Origin of the sequence: Paenibacillus sp. BK033, from assembly GCF_004345425.1 — a bacterium.
Lineage (GTDB): Bacteria > Bacillota > Bacilli > Paenibacillales > Paenibacillaceae > Pristimantibacillus.
On record NZ_SLVP01000002.1, the window covers coordinates 32,200 to 46,927 of the forward strand.

Below are 14,728 nucleotides of genomic sequence, written 5' to 3' on the forward strand. Positions count from 1 at the left end.
ACTTATCTGTTCTTAAGGTGCAAGAAACACGGACAGCATTTGCCGCAGAGCACGGTCGGCATCCACTTCCAGACAGAATGTAATCTCTCTTCCAACGGCCGGAATGACCCGGCGGTCCGTAATGATCATGCCTGCCGTCAAGTCGTGTCCGCAATCGATATCCGCATGCATGACTCTTGTGTTCACAAGAGACGGATTAACCGCGACCAGCACCGCAAGCGGGTCATGCATCGGGCATTCGCCGAGGTATTGATTGGTTTGGAGATAGAAATCGAAATACTTCTCGAGCGATGTATGTAAAAAATCGACGATTGGCTGTTTGTTATCCGGTGCAAGCTGACGAAGCTGGGCCAGATGACCTTTGGATAATCTCGTTTCCAGCGTAACGTCCAGACCTACAATCGTAAGCGGCACCTCGGAACGGAACACTTGCTGAGCCGCCTCCGGGTCGCCCCACAGATTCGCTTCGCTGACCGGAGTGACGTTACCCGCAGCGAAGACGGTTCCGCCCATTACGACAACTTGACGGATCTTGCCCGCAATGGATGGATCCAGCGACAAGGCCAGAGCCAGGTTGGTCATGCGGCCGACGGTAATCACAACCAGCTCGCCCGGCAGTTCGTGGGCTTTACGGACGATAAATTCCGCTGCCGATTCCTTCAGAGGCTGCTGCTCCGTTGGCGGAATCTCCGCGTCGCCAATCCCGTTATAGCCGTGAATATGCGGCACCGGACCGGCATATTCACGCTTCAGCGGACCGGAAGCCCCTGCCGCGACCGGCACCTCGTAGCCGCAATTCGCCAGCTTAATGAGCCTGAGCGTATTTTCCGTAGCTTGTTCCACATGAATATTTCCAAAGCCGGTTGTTAGTCCTTCCACATGAATATCCGGCGAGAGCAAGGCATACAAAATGGCCAGTGCATCGTCAATCCCCGTGTCTACATCCAAAATAATTCGTGTCTTTGCGTTCATATTGCTATTCCTCCTGTCCGAATACCTCTATTGTAATCGAATTCGACAAATTTTGCCTACCCTAAGTGAAACGGCTGGAATTTAAAAAGAGCCAAGACTTCTTATAAGTCCTGGCTCTTACGCTTTATTTATATAGTCTTCTTCTGCGTTGCCTTACATACATGATTCTTCCTGCTAACAGCATGAATAGAAGCATGACGGACCAGGTAATCGCAATTCCCAGATGCCAGCCTGTGAAATTATCGGATTGTCCGCTGCCTTTGAGGGGATCCGAATTCTTAACCGAGGCAATCTGAACCTCTGCCTGTTCGGCAAGCGGAATGATCGGAACCAAAGTCCCCGCTGTTTCGGCCGGATTATAAACCTCCGAAGATTGAACGTAAGCTTTGCCGCTTGAGTCTACAACTACGTCAGGAACAACCCCGTCCTTGACCGTCACGTATAGCGGCTTGTCGGCCATAAATTCCGCCGGCTTCCCTGTGTCCCGCGTTACGAACGTCCGCTTCTCGTCGGCGGCCATAACCTGCATGCTCGAAAAATGGGCAAACCCGTAATCAAGCAGCTGCGTCATATCCTTATAAACGCCCGAATCGGTAGCGCCTTTCAGAATAACGCCAATAAGCTCCATATCGCCGCGCTGCGCCGCGGAAACCAAGGTATAGCCTGCCGCCTGCGTAAAGCCGTTCTTCACGCCAATGGCGCCATCGTAGCTGCCCAGCAGCTTGTTGTGGTTTTCTAGCTTGGAGACCCATTCTTGACCGACCCACGGCCTCGATTTGGTTGCCACCACCTGCCGGAATTGCTCGTTTTGCATCGCATATTGCGCAATCTTGGCCATATCTCTCGCTGTCGTGTATTGATTATCATCCGGCAAGCCGCTTGGATTGACGAAATTCGTATCCCAGAGTCCAAGCTTGCGCACAAATTCATTCATACGAACGGCAAATTGCTCTTTGGTACCGTCGATATGCTCCGCTATCGCGGTGGCCGCATCGTTCCCGGAGTTAATGAGCATACCTTCGATAAGATCCAGCATCGGCTTCTGCTCGCCTTCCGCCAGGTAGATCCGGGTGCCGTCTTCGCCCCGCGCCGTCTTGGAGACGGTTACGATGTCGGAAGGATCCGATTGCTCCAGCGCAATGATGCCGGTTACAATTTTGGTTATGCTGGCCGGGTACAAGCGTTCCGTTTCATTCTTGGCAAACAACACGGCGCCGGATTTGGCATCAATCAAGATTGCCGCCTCGGAATGAGGCGTTTCCGGCAGCTGCACTACCGTCTGATCGGCGGGCTGCCTGGTTTGTTCCCCTGGCGTCTGCAAGGTTTCTTCGGCAAAAGCGGGCATAGGTGCCAGCAAAACGAGAATAATGAACATCATTGCAATCAGGCCTTGAAGTCTTCTCATAATTCCCCTCTTTATTCCCAAGTAGTCAATCGAGACCGTTCTACTGCTATATATCGGGCGACCGCATCCTCATTATTGGTGCCGGCGATGCGGTCCGCCAATCGCAAGATTTGTTCATGCGCATCCGCGACGGCTATTCGGGTTCCTGCCGCTCGGAACATGCCTAGATCATTCAGATTGTCGCCAAATACCGTAACATCCGACAGCTCCGTTCCGACGAGCTTTGCCCATAACCTCGCCCCTTCGCCTTTATTCGCCAAGGGATGACTCATTTCGAGAAAATAATGATCTTTAATATACGCGTCTTTTATGAACTCCATGTGAACAAGCCCGCCAAACAATCGCTCTGCCGTCTGTTTCAACGGCTCAAGCTCTTCATACAGTCCGATGTAACTGATGATAAGAGAACGGAAGGAATCATCGACATGAAGATGCTCTAGTTCCGTAAAACGCGGGTCTTGGGGTCTGCTCTCATAAAAGGAAAGGTCTCCCGGCCGGGTTAGCTTCTCATGCAGCACTTTCTCCTGATCGTCTTCATTCAACGCGAATACGAGCGGAGCGAGTCCATGCTGCCGTCCCGCTTCCAGTATATCATTCGATAATTGAGGACTAAGCCAATTGCCGCCTAACACCCGCTTCCCTTCAGGATCGAAAATAACGGCGCCGTTATACAGCACAACCGGATAACGCCAGGGAATGGAAGAAGTAACCTTATGAGAGCTCGCATAACTTCTAGCTGTCGCATAGCTGATAATTACGCCCGCATTCAGCGCTTCCTTAAGCTGAGTTATCGTATAAGCCGATAAAGTCTGATCCGAACGAAGCAGCGTGCCGTCCAGATCCGTTAAATAGCAGGAAGGCATAATAGATTCCTCCATTAGAATAGCATTTGTAATCTGGCTATTTTCATATTACAATCCGTCTATTATGAATATTTTTTCGTAAATTATATTACCTTCTTAAAGGAGAAATAGCAATGAATTCAAAAGAAATGGAACAGATTATCATAGAAAGATATAAACGGGATGAAGATACGATGATTCTTGTGTTCGCCCAGTGGTGCGTGAATTATGGTCTGGATGCGGTAGAACTCTATTCCCGGGCGTATCCGCATCAGGGCGGAAATCCCCGCCTGCTTGCAGCATTACCATTAACCGCGCCTAAGGAAGAAGCGGGCGATATTGACGATGCTACCGTTTTGCAGGTGTTGTCGCTGTTTGGCAATGAAGAGCTCGCCTTTGTCGTATCGGAAGAGATTGACCGCCGTCCGCGGAAGGACCGTTAGCATTCGCATACATTACGGCATCCAAATAAAGGAGGTTGTTATATGGAAAAATATACAAAACGTATCGCAGTCTCCGTGCAGGTTTTTACGATGGACGTACAATTGAATTAGGATCGCTCCTTGACGATGAGTTAACGTATGAATTTTTATGTTGACTCATGTGGCATTTGCCGAACATATACGCTATAATGGTTATGCGAACATATGTTTGATTACTGCAAAACAGTCACAGGAGGTCCAATGAAAGGCACGACTCATCTTACTATCGGCGTTGCGATTGGCTCAGCCGCAGCGGCTCATTATCCGTTTACTCTCGTTAATGCAGCAACTTATATTGCCGTAGCCGCATTCTCCGCCTTAAGCGCCGATCTTGACGGGCCTAGCCTATTAAGCTCGAAAGCAAGCAAAATTTCCAAATGGCTGCACGGCCTGCTTCTCGGAAGCGGCTGGCTGCTGACCGCCGTCACGGCGTATCTATACTTGAGCGATCATTACATAAACATCCCTCTTGGCATTGCCTGCGCCGCCCTTCTGCTGTTAGGACTTGTCGTACGCAGCGGCACGATCCGCAACGCATTGGTTAGCGCGGTAGGCGCCGCATTGATCTATGGCGGAATAACGATGGGCATGACCTGGTTAATCGGTTTTGGCATCTTTGTCGTTTGGGTGCCTTGGCTGAAGCACCGCGGATTAACCCATACGATATGGGCGGTTGTCGCGTGGGGCGCCATTGCGTGGGGATTGGAGCAGCAGCTTCAGCTGGAAGGCGTTATGCAGATTGCCGTCGCCGGGTACTTATCGCATTTGATTGCGGACACGTTAACGCCCAGCGGAGTGAAGTGGCTGTATCCGCTCGTCAAGAAACCCTTCAAGCTTCCATTCCTATAGCTGCCCTTATAGCAATCGGGCCGGGGCAATATGAAGAAAAGACGCTTCAAGACCATGTGGTTACAGGGTTGAAGCGTCTTTCTTTGTATCGTTTAAGCGAGAGCTTAACGAAGAAATACGATATTGTCATTGCGGCAGTCGATGGTAAGATCCTTTCCTTCCATATACCACGCATCATTTTCCTCCATGTAGAACGTAATGCCGTCCTCCACCGTCGATACGGCCGGATAACGGGCGGTATCCTTCATAATGCCAAATGCGAAGGCGTCTTCTCCGCCGCCGCTGTAACGGACAAAGATCCGCACGCTGTCGTTGTTCTGGAAACCCCATTCTTGTTTGAAAAGTGCCGTTGCGGCAGAAGTAACGCTCATTTTCATCGGTTCTTCACCTCCTCTTCCCGTATTTTCACCCAGACTGTCCCGCTCCAGCTCACCCGATCGCCAAGAACCAGGTTTTCCGAAGTCTTGCTTCGGGGGACGTTAACAAACTTTCCTTCTACTTCGAGCCGCACCAGATCGTCCGTAAGGCCTGCTACGGATGCGATGCGTTCGATTTTGCAAGATTTCGGCTGTTGCTCCCGGTCCGTCACGCTTCCCGCTCCCCGTCTGCTACAATTGATGGATGGTGACCTCGCTTCGAATAAGGAATCGGGCATTCGTGCCGGTCTGGCTGATTCCTTTCGAAATATAAATCATGCCGTTCTCCATCTTGTGCATCCCTTTATAAATTCCCGCCGCAGGCAATGCGCCCTTCTTCAAATACTTGAACAGGAACGGAAGATGAAACTGCATCCCGTGAAAATGCCCTGCCATCAGGTAAGCGAACGAATCCTTGATATGCAGGACAACATTCGGATCATGCGTTAAAACAATCGATGGTTTGCCGGAATCAGCCTTCGCGAACGCACGTTCGGGATCGCTTTTTTTGCTGGTCCAATCATCAATGCCGATAAACTGATAATGCCCTTGATCCAGCACTTCGTTGTGAAGCAGGCGGACCCCGGCGCCCTCGAGTATCTTCGTTAATTGCTTCAGCGCGTCGGGAGCCAGATGATGATCGTGATTCCCGTAGACCGCCAGGATGGGTACGCCTGCGGATGCCAGCTCTTTCATGTAGCGCTGCAGCTTGTGAAGATACGGGGCAAGCTCGGTAAAATCACCGGTAATCGCAATATACGCGGGTTTCTCCGCCTTTATTAAACGGGTTAACCGGCTGGCCGGAATACGAATATGCTCGATATGAATATCGCTGATTTGAAGAACTTTTATACCTGCTCCCGTCTTATAACGGACTCTCTCGACCTTCAGCCATTGCGTAGGGAGAATAAACAAACCGTAGATCAGCGCAATTAGGGCCGCCAGCCCGATTAGGATGTAGACGATTATACCAGCCTCCCTTGCGGCACTTCAGACTTTGTTATCGTAAAAAATATGCCGTGCCTTCAGTTCGCCTTCCGTAATGCTCATAATGCCAAACGAATATTGAGGCTGCTTGCGTTTTGCCGTCGCCGAGCCGGGGTTAAACAGCAGAATTCCGCTTTGTTCCTTCAGGAATGGAACATGGGAGTGGCCAAATACGATCGCATCCACCTGTCCCGCGGCAAATGACAAGGCGGCGTTCTGCTCCGCCTTCTTGCTTGCGTAGGGAAGATGGCCGTGCGCAAGGCCAATCCGCTTCCCGCCGGCGTTTACGATTTTCTTATAGCCCAGCTTCTTGACGATCGTTTCCCCGTCATTGTTGCCGGCGACGCCTTTAACCGGTGCAAACCTTGACAGCTCCCTGTATACGTCTAAGCTGGTCCAATCGCCCGCATGAAGAATGAGATCGGCGTTCGCAAGCTCGGCAAGAAGCCTGGGCGGAAGAGCCTTCGCCATTCGCGGCATATGGGTATCCGAGACAACCACGATTTTCATAGCGCACAACACTCCTTAAGCCTTCCGGATTTGGGGTCAATCAGGCATAATGCTGCACATGCTGGAGCGTCTGAATAAAGATTTCCTTCACATGGTCATCGTCCAGCGAATAATAGACCGTCTTGCCGGCCTTGCGCCGTTTAACTATCCGGACGTTGCGCAAATACCGCAGCTGATGGGAGACAGCCGATTGCGCCATGTCGAGCACCTGGCATAAATCATGCACGCAGAGCTCCCGGTCAAGCAGCGCGTAAATCATTTTCACCCGGGTCGGGTCGCCAAGCGCCTTGAACATCTCCGCCAGGTCAATGGCGGTCGGCTCTTCCATTCTGGCATTTGCCAGACTATCGCTGTGAAGCTCCGTGCCATGGCACGAATCGTCGCATTGATCATCGATCATTTTTTCCATTACGAGCACCACCTTATGTACATACCGACATTATAGCAGAAAAAGAAGAAGCTCCTCTATAGAAGGAGCTTAATCGCGGATATGCGGTTTTATGCCCGTGCGCACCATCGAATGCAGGCCTCAACCAATTGCTTCATTTCGCTTAGGATGAGAGAGTGAAGATTATGGGCCGGGGTCAGGCAGCATACCCGTCCTTTGCCGTAAGGATGCGACCAGCCGCCGATCGATTCTCCGTCCTCCGAGAAGGTTCGCATGAACACATGGGTATTGGCTTCGTCGCAATAGACGAAATAGTGCTCTTCCACCGATTCGAAGCCTAACGCCGGGTTAATGACAAAATGGTCGGTTGAACCCGAGAAATCACTCGCCACAGGTTCAAAGCGAACCGGCTTCTGCTCGGGATGGTACTTGAAATATCCGCGTGTCATCGAGATGTATGCGCCGTCCTCCGGATAAGACGCAAGCCCGGAATGCCAGGAGAACCAGCCGCCGCCTTCATAGACGTACTGGAGCATCGCTTGCTCCGTCTCGGAATCCAGCCAATGCGCCGGGTTCTCGTCGGCCGGATTGATTTTATCGTCCTTGAAGAGAATGACCGCGTCCGGCTTATCCCGAAGCGCTGTCGTCAGACGGTCGACCGTCGTGTAAGCAAGACTTACGTTGCCGCTAGCCAGCCAGGATGCCAGGCTTTCCTCAAGTCCTTCTTTAACAACCGCCTCGGGATGATAGTAATCCCCGACTACCGCTAACAATTTATGCATCGTGCCGTCCTCCCCCCGTTGTTATTTATCGTTCTCCAGCAGTTCGACCAATACCTTAAGCTGCGGAACCGTATCGAAATACGCATAACGCCCGCCGGTATATTCGCCCTTCTGCTGCAGCTTCATGCCTTTGCTCTCCATGATGGCAATCTTCTCTTTCATGCCTTCAATCACAAACGCGATATGATGCGGTCCTTCCCCGTGCTCCTCCAAATAATTCCGCCAGGTGCTCGGGTGCATATCCGGTTCGATCAGCTCGAGCTGAAGGGAGTCCATATCGAAAAAGGCCAGCTTCGCCCGCGCTTCGGAAGGTTCGCCTTGAAACTCGGTTTGGGCTTTGTCCGGGGTATCCGTCCAGCTCCACCCCGGCTTTTCTACTCCGAAGAAATTCGCATACGCTTCGCTTACCGCCTCGATATCATGCACAAGAATCCCGATTTGGGTGATCATCTTTGTTCCGATTGCCGACTGACTCATACTTATACCCCTTTCTTTTCCGGACGCTGTAATGGGCAGGAGTTGGCTGAATAGAAAACGTTTTCTCCCTATATTGGGAGGTTCGCCATTCTCTCTATGATCCCTGCCGCTAAGCGCAAAAAAAGATTAGAGGGTATAGCCTAGCTTTTGCAATGCGTTATGAACTGCCGCTTTAAGCTCTTCCTTTTCCTCGCCTTGAAGGAAGGCTGCTTCAGCGCTATTAACGGTCAGCTGCGCAAGCTCTTCGATCGTAAAGCCGCAATGCTCCGCAAGCATCTCGAATTCGTAATTCATCGTAGTGCCGGACACCGTCATGTTATCCGTATTCACCGTAACCAGAAGTCCCTCCTCCAGAAATCTGCGGATCGGATAAGCATCCCAGCCCGTTACCGCTTTGGTCTGAATATTGCTGACCGGACACATTTCGAGCGGGGTTCGGGTTGTTCTTACCAACTCGATAACCGACGGATCCTCGGTAATGCGAACGCCATGGCCAATCCGGCGGGCACCTAGTCTGGTAATGGATTCTTTTACGTTAGCCGCGCCGCCCGCTTCGCCGGCATGAATCGTGATCGGCAGCTCGTAGCGATTCGCCAGCTCGAACACTTCTTGATGGAGTTCCGGAGGGAATCCCGCTTCGTCGCCAGCCAGATCGACGGCAACCACGCCTTTTCCGTAATATTCGCGGGCCGCCTCGATAACCTCAAGGTTTCTCTCTACCGAATCATGGCGCATACAGATGACGATCACTCTAGCTTTGACGCCAAACGTTTGTTCGCCCTTCTGCAGTCCGGCAATCGTATGCAGAATCGCTTCGCCTGCCGATAGGCCTTCAAGGGTATGAAGCAAAGGGGCAAATCGAACTTCAATGTAGAGACACCCGGAAGCCGCCGCCTGCTCGACCACCTCCTCCGCAATGCGCTCAAGCGATTCGGCCGTCTGCATAAACGGCAGGACGAAATTGAACTTGCTCAAATATTCAACCAGGCTGTTACAGGTTTCATCAATTTGCATCCATGGGGTCAGATCGCCTTCCGCGCCTGCCGGAAGCGGCTTTCCTTGCTCCTTCGCCAGCTCCCGGATTGTATCCGGCTTTACGCTGCCGTCCAAATGCACATGCAGATCGATCTTGGGCAGTTCCTTCATGCGTTCGTTTCGTTCGGTTTGTTGCGGATTCATGATGTACACCTTCCTTCCGGGGACGTTTATGGATAACGGTATGTGAAAACGGCATCTCCCTCTCTGCTTAACGCAAAAAGGTGGACACCGTTTCTCAAAATATAATTATATTACAGCTCGCGAAACGTAGGTTGTTCCGTCATTTTACTATGTTTGATCGTAAACATCCAGCGCGGCCTGCAAGCCCGCTCCCGCGTGAAGCTTTGCTCCGTGACGGATTAATACCGCTTCCAGCGCGCCTATCAATTGAAGGACATTTTGCCGGCGGCAGCTATAGCCCATGGTGCCGATCCGCCATATTTTCCCTTTCAAACTGCCGAAGGAGCTGGCGATTTCGATGCCAAAGGCGTTCAGCAGCATACCGCGAACCGATTCGCCGTCGATCCCGCCTGGAATCGTAATGCAGGTTACAACCGGCAGCTTACAGGACGGGTCGCCGTACAAAGCAAGGCCCATCGCCTCTAATCCGGCAATAAGAGCGGATTCGTTCAACCGGTGGCGGGCGAAGCGCTCCTCCAGACCTTCCTCCAGCACCAGGCGCAGCCCCTCGCGAAGCGCATACAGCATGGAGGTCATCTCGGTATGATGATTAAGCCGGGCCGGGCTCCAATAATCCTGCAGCTGGGCGAGGTCGAAGTAATTGCTCCGAATGACAGGGCGGCATGCAGAGCTGTTATCGAGGCTAGACGCCTGCGTTGTCCGCAGTCCCCGTTCAATAGACTTGCGGGCGTTAATCTTGGCCGCCGCGATGTCATTGTACGTAATCGGAGCCATTCCGGCAGGTACGGACAGGCATTTTTGCGTTCCGCCAATGACCGCGTCGATGAACCATTCATCCGTATTCACCGGAACGCCGCCGATCGTTGCTACCGCATCAACGACAAAGAGAATACCGAGCTCCCGGCATGCCTTGCCGATCTCGGCTAAAGGCTGCATCCGACCGGTCGAGGTTTCCCCGTGTACCATCAGCACAAGCGCCGGCTTTTCCCTGTGTATGGCGTTTATGACGTCCCCCGGATCGAACACGGTTCCCCATTCCGTCTCGATTGAAGCGATTTCGGCGCCAACCCGCTCCGCGATCTCGTACAGCAGATTGCCGAAGCGTCCGTAAATCGGAATAAGCACCTTGTCTCCCGGCTCGATCAGGCTGGTAAGCACCGCTTCAATCCCGGAGCGGGAGGTTCCGTCAATCGGGAAGGCCCAATGATTCGTTGTACGGAACAAGGAACGGAGCATCTCCATCGTGTCGTTCATATAAGACGTAAATTCAGGATCGAATTGGCCCAGAATCGGATAAGAGAGCGCCCGAAGCACTCTTGGATCCACTTCCACCGGACCCGGCGTCATAATCGTTCGTTGTGATGGGGCTAGTTCGGCGTATCGTTTCATGGCAATATCCCCTCGTATGCTAACTCGTATAATAAAGCGGCCAATACGGATACCCCTTCGGCCAGCTCTTCAGGCGACGTATATTCCTGCGGCGAATGGCTGATGCCGGATTGGCTTGGCACAAACAGCATCGCGGTAGGACAATGGGCGGTAAACATCTGCGCATCATGACCGGCTCCGCTGACCATCCGGCGGTATGGAAGAGACAAGTCATTGGAGATCCGCTCAAGCTTATCGCTCAGCTCTTTGTTCATCGGCGCGGGCTTTGCCTCCAGCCAAGGCACGATCGAGAGCTCGAGACCCCGCCATTTGGCAATCTCCTTGAATTTAGCGATGGCGTTATCGCAGAACTTCGCAATGACGTCTTCATCGATATGACGAACGTCCACCGTAAAGCTTACTTCGCCAGGCACGACGTTTGGCGTATTCGGGATGCATTCAATCCGTCCGACCGTAGCGACAAGCGGTTCTCCGCACACGAGCGCATCGGCTTCAAGCTGAAGGATCATCTCGGCCGCTCCAACGAGCGTGTCATGGCGCATGGACATTGGCGTTGTGCCGGCATGATTGGTTTCCCCTCTCACCGTTACGACGTAACGGCGCTGCCCGACTATCGCTTCAACTATACCGATACGCTTGCGCTGGCGCTCAAGAACCGGACCCTGCTCGATATGAATCTCGACAAAAGCTCCGATATCTTCCCGCTTGCTAGCATCCTGCTCCGGCTTGCCGAAGCCCGCTGCTTCCATCGCTTCCTGAAGGCTGACGCCGTCCGAATCGAACACGATCCCGCCGCTCTGCCAATCGTAGACGCCGGTCATATTGCCGGAGCCCCAATAGGTAAGCGGAAAACGGCTGCCTTCCTCCTCGCAGAAGGAGACGATCTCCAGCGTGTTAACCGGCTGACCGTACGTATCCTTCAAATAGGTGATTGCCGCAATTCCGGCCGCTATGCCGTATGCGCCGTCATAATGGCCGCCGGAACGCACCGTATCGACATGCGAGCCGGTCAGAATAACCGGCGCATCCTTGCTGCTGCCCTCCAGCCTCCCGAACAGATTGCCTACCCGGTCGAACTTTATATCCATGCCGAGCGATCTCATCTTCCCTGCCAGGAACAGCTGGGCCTGCAGCCACTCTGGCGTATATAACAGCCGCGTAACGCCCCCTTGTTCGTCTGCCCCAAAGGAGGCAAGCTCATCCAGAAGGCGGGATACAAAAGAGGCTGCTTCTTGTTCCATCGGTATCCTCATCGTAACAGCCTCCTGTTATGGGGTTTGTTGAGCCGCTTGAACAGGCTGCAGCAAGAGCTGACCCTGATTCACCGGATTAACGCCATGTTCTTCGGTATATACGGTTATCCCGCGTACTAGCGTTGCCGTCACCTTGCAGGTTATTTCCCGCCCAAGGTAAGGGCTGATTTTATGCCTTTGCCGCAATCGATCTTCCGTTAGGGTATAAGAACGTTTTGCATCCACGAGGACAAGATCCGCATCCGAACCAACGGCTATCCGACCTTTTTGCGGATAAAGACCGAAACGTTTCGCGGGTCCTGCGGACAAGAGATCAACCAGCTTGTGAAGCGGGATTCCTCTCTTGGTAAAACCTTCGTCAAGCATAAGCTCCAGACTGCTCTGCGCGCCGGCAATTCCGCCCCAAGCTTCGAAGAAGGTAAGGGATTCGCCGAGCTTCAGCTCCGGCGGGCAAGGGGAATGATCGGACGCGATGACATCCAGCTTACCGGCCGCCAGCATGCGCCAGAGCCCTTCCTTCTGTTCGGCGCTGCGAAGAGGAGGCGCGCATTTGGCGGCAGGACCTATTTCCGCCATATCTTCATCCGTCAGCAGGAGATAATGCGGGCATGTCTCGACCGTGACCGGAACCCCTCGCTTCTTCGCCCGGTCGATCAGCTCAACTGCCTCCACGCTGCTGATATGGACAAAATGCACCTCGCAGCCCGTTTGCTCGGAGAACAGGAGCGCTTTGTTGACGGCCTCCAGCTCGGCAATAACCGGGCGGGAGGCTACAAAAGCGCGGGCATCGGTCCTCCCTTCCTGTACGGCTTGTTCCGCGAGCGCGGAGGTAATGGCGTCACTCTCCGCATGGAGGGCAACAAAACCTCCCAATGCCGCGATCTTCTTCATTCCTTCATATAACGTCAAGTCGTCGACCTCGTGGAAGCGGCCTTCGCCTTCTCCTCCGGGATTGGACATAAAAGCTTTGAAGCCGCGTACGCCTTCCGCCGCCAGCTTCTCCAGCTGATCCAGCTTGCCCGGGACGAGACCGCCCCAGAACGTATAATCCACAGCGGAGTTTCCTTTGGCCAGCTCTCCCTTCAAGGCAAGAGCCTCCGGGGTAACCGTCGGCGGATTGCCGTTAAGCGGCATATCCGCGTAAGCGGTGCAGCCGCCGGCGGCAAGGGCCGAAGAACCGGTTGCGAAGCCTTCCCAATGGCCGAAATTAGGTTCATTGAAATGAACATGGATATCGATCATGCCGGGAAGGACGTATTTACCGTCGGCATCCAGCGTTTCGTCCGCTGCGAAAGCTTCCAGCGATTCGGAGAGCGCCGCGATTTCCCCCCCGATAATGCCAATATCCAATCGATAGGTACCGTCCGGGAGAACAACCTGCCCGTTTCGGATGATGCGGTCATAGGCCTGGTTCATCCTGAAGCCTCCTTTTGTTCAGCTTCCTCTGTAGGTGCTGTAGCCGCCCGGAGCGACAAGCAGCGGAATATGATAATGGGAATTCGCGTCCGTGACGGAGAATCGGATCGGAATCCGGTCGAACACCGGTTGCGCATCGAGAATATGTCGCCTCTTCTCATCACGGAAGTAGTCCCCCGCGTAAAAGACGATTTCGTAAACGGCGGTCAGCATTTCCTCGCTTCCCAGCAGCGGAGCATCCAGCCGTCCATCTTCATTGGTGGCTGCCGTCCGCAGTAAGGCGCGGCCCTCCGGCAACGCGGAGCTTGCGGCTGACTCAATCAAATAAAGTTCAACCTGAATGCCCACGGCAGGCTTGCCTTTCGACATGTCGAGCACATGGGTTGTTATGCGTCCGCCGCTCATAGGCTTCACTCTCCGTCCGTTCTTAGATCTTCTTGCGTCATCGTAAAGCCCTGGAAGCCATACGGCGGGCGAGGCTCGGTATAGACGCCGGCCGGATCATTCTCCGTGTTGTCCACAATAGTCTCCCACGTCCGGTTATTCGACTCGAAGCGGACTTCGGCGAGCTGCGGGAAGCGGGAAAGTATGCGGCGGCCGACTTGATAGATCAGGTATTGAATGGAAGGCGACTTCATCTCATGGAAGACGTTATGGGTGATGTCCCGGATCTGCTCGGCAGGCACATAACGTCCCAGCCCGGCATCAACGGCATCGCCGGCTTGCTCGTACTTCCAGAAGATATCCAGAAATATAAAGAGCGGACGGTCGTAGCTCTCGGGCAGCGTGGTATATTCGTCTCGCACAAAACCATAGAACGAACTGCCGCTTACCTTGATCAGCTGAAGGTCGGTAATGGCGCATTCATGCGATTCGATCATTGGCGCTCCGTCCTTCCGGCCCAGCTTCATCGAGGCGCTGGCATGATCGTTATGCGATCGGCGGTAGACGAGAGGAGTTGGCTCCAGTCCTTCTCCTGCCGGAGAGGCAACCTCGAGCGTATGGAACGGGATCCGGTCCGCGCTCAGCTCCACGGCATCGATATGAGGGTACCTGTCCATAAACTTCTGGGCGATAAACGCCAGCAAGCCTTCCGTCGTGCTTCCTTCGTAAGCGGCCGTGTTGCGCAGAATGAAGTTTTTCATCGAGTCGGTAGCCACGACCAGCGTGTTGTCGCCTTCGGTAAACGAAGTGAGAAGCTGTTCGCTGCTTACGGCAAACGTCATGTTATGGGCAAAGATGACATTGCTGTCACCGGTATAGGCGGATTCGGGAACTGACGTAACGGATAAAGGTTTAGCATAAGTGCGATAAGCAAGAACGTCGCCTTTTCCGTAATAAAGAGTACGACCGCTGCGGAGTTTAAGCATGAATATCAATC

18 protein-coding genes are annotated in these 14,728 nt (G+C 53.2%); 2 read left to right on the forward strand and 16 right to left on the reverse strand.

All coding sequences use genetic code 11. From position 1 onward, the window contains the following. Positions 1-12: 12 nt before the first annotated feature. From EV294_RS07295 to EV294_RS07305, 3 genes are all read right to left on the reverse strand, one after another. A complete protein-coding gene (locus EV294_RS07295) occupies positions 13-972 on the reverse strand; it encodes a nucleoside hydrolase (RefSeq protein WP_132305380.1) in 960 nt (319 codons plus the stop codon). 124 nt (positions 973-1,096) lie between these two features. After that, positions 1,097-2,377 carry a D-alanyl-D-alanine carboxypeptidase family protein gene (locus EV294_RS07300; RefSeq protein WP_132305382.1) on the reverse strand — a complete coding sequence of 427 codons (1,281 nt, stop codon included), beginning with the start codon at positions 2,375-2,377 and terminating at the stop codon, positions 1,097-1,099. A gap of 11 nt (positions 2,378-2,388) precedes the next feature. After that, positions 2,389-3,240 carry an HAD hydrolase family protein gene (locus EV294_RS07305; protein ID WP_132305384.1) on the reverse strand — a complete coding sequence of 284 codons (852 nt, stop codon included), beginning with the start codon at positions 3,238-3,240 and terminating at the stop codon, positions 2,389-2,391. A 113-nt stretch (positions 3,241-3,353) separates the two neighbouring features. Here EV294_RS07305 and EV294_RS07310 point away from each other — a divergent pair, with 113 nt between their 5' ends. Beyond that, positions 3,354-3,662 (forward strand): hypothetical protein, encoded by a 309-nt coding sequence (locus EV294_RS07310; RefSeq protein ID WP_132305386.1) that lies wholly within the window; start codon positions 3,354-3,356, stop codon positions 3,660-3,662. A 240-nt stretch (positions 3,663-3,902) separates the two neighbouring features. Next, entirely contained in the window at positions 3,903-4,550 is a 648-nt protein-coding gene (locus EV294_RS07315) for a metal-dependent hydrolase (protein WP_132305388.1), read from the forward strand. A 104-nt stretch (positions 4,551-4,654) separates the two neighbouring features. On the opposite strand, the gene EV294_RS07320 is transcribed toward EV294_RS07315, so the two are convergent. The 13 genes from EV294_RS07320 to pucL all read right to left on the reverse strand — a co-directional run bounded on the left by EV294_RS07320 (position 4,655) and on the right by pucL (position 14,717). After that, a complete protein-coding gene (locus EV294_RS07320; RefSeq protein WP_132305390.1) occupies positions 4,655-4,927 on the reverse strand; it encodes a HesB/YadR/YfhF family protein in 273 nt (90 codons plus the stop codon). Further along, the gene (locus EV294_RS07325; RefSeq protein ID WP_132305392.1) at positions 4,924-5,139 is read right to left on the reverse strand and encodes a DUF3006 domain-containing protein; all 216 of its coding nucleotides are present in this window, start codon (positions 5,137-5,139) and stop codon (positions 4,924-4,926) included. Before EV294_RS07325 ends, EV294_RS07320 begins: the two co-directional genes overlap by 4 nt. 19 nt (positions 5,140-5,158) lie before the next feature. Then, a complete protein-coding gene (locus EV294_RS07330) occupies positions 5,159-5,881 on the reverse strand; it encodes a metallophosphoesterase (RefSeq protein WP_132305394.1) in 723 nt (240 codons plus the stop codon). 75 nt (positions 5,882-5,956) lie between these two features. Further along, positions 5,957-6,463, reverse strand: a complete 507-nt coding sequence (locus tag EV294_RS07335) for a metallophosphoesterase family protein (protein WP_132305396.1) — start codon at positions 6,461-6,463, stop codon at positions 5,957-5,959. Positions 6,464-6,503: 40 nt separating this feature from the next. Beyond that, entirely contained in the window at positions 6,504-6,872 is a 369-nt protein-coding gene (locus tag EV294_RS07340) for an ArsR/SmtB family transcription factor (RefSeq protein WP_132305398.1), read from the reverse strand. An 89-nt stretch (positions 6,873-6,961) separates the two neighbouring features. Beyond that, a complete protein-coding gene (locus EV294_RS07345) occupies positions 6,962-7,633 on the reverse strand; it encodes a ThuA domain-containing protein (RefSeq protein WP_132305400.1) in 672 nt (223 codons plus the stop codon). Between the two features lie 21 nt (positions 7,634-7,654). Beyond that, positions 7,655-8,110 (reverse strand): VOC family protein, encoded by a 456-nt coding sequence (locus EV294_RS07350; protein WP_132305402.1) that lies wholly within the window; start codon positions 8,108-8,110, stop codon positions 7,655-7,657. Between the two features lie 126 nt (positions 8,111-8,236). Further along, positions 8,237-9,289 carry an adenosine deaminase gene (add, locus tag EV294_RS07355; RefSeq protein WP_132305404.1) on the reverse strand — a complete coding sequence of 351 codons (1,053 nt, stop codon included), beginning with the start codon at positions 9,287-9,289 and terminating at the stop codon, positions 8,237-8,239. A gap of 147 nt (positions 9,290-9,436) precedes the next feature. Next, positions 9,437-10,678, reverse strand: a complete 1,242-nt coding sequence (locus EV294_RS07360; RefSeq protein ID WP_132305406.1) for a pyridoxal-phosphate-dependent aminotransferase family protein — start codon at positions 10,676-10,678, stop codon at positions 9,437-9,439. After that, positions 10,675-11,931, reverse strand: coding sequence for an allantoate deiminase (gene allC, locus EV294_RS07365; protein ID WP_132305408.1), 1,257 nt, complete (start codon positions 11,929-11,931; stop codon positions 10,675-10,677). The genes EV294_RS07360 and allC overlap by 4 nt, the downstream gene beginning before the upstream one ends. Positions 11,932-11,946: 15 nt before the next feature. After that, positions 11,947-13,347, reverse strand: a complete 1,401-nt coding sequence (locus EV294_RS07370) for an allantoinase (RefSeq protein WP_132305410.1) — start codon at positions 13,345-13,347, stop codon at positions 11,947-11,949. A gap of 18 nt (positions 13,348-13,365) precedes the next feature. Beyond that, positions 13,366-13,752 carry a hydroxyisourate hydrolase gene (gene uraH / locus EV294_RS07375; RefSeq protein ID WP_132305412.1) on the reverse strand — a complete coding sequence of 129 codons (387 nt, stop codon included), beginning with the start codon at positions 13,750-13,752 and terminating at the stop codon, positions 13,366-13,368. Between the two features lie 5 nt (positions 13,753-13,757). After that, positions 13,758-14,717, reverse strand: coding sequence for a factor-independent urate hydroxylase (gene pucL / locus EV294_RS07380; RefSeq protein ID WP_132305414.1), 960 nt, complete (start codon positions 14,715-14,717; stop codon positions 13,758-13,760). Positions 14,718-14,728: the final 11 nt, after the last annotated feature.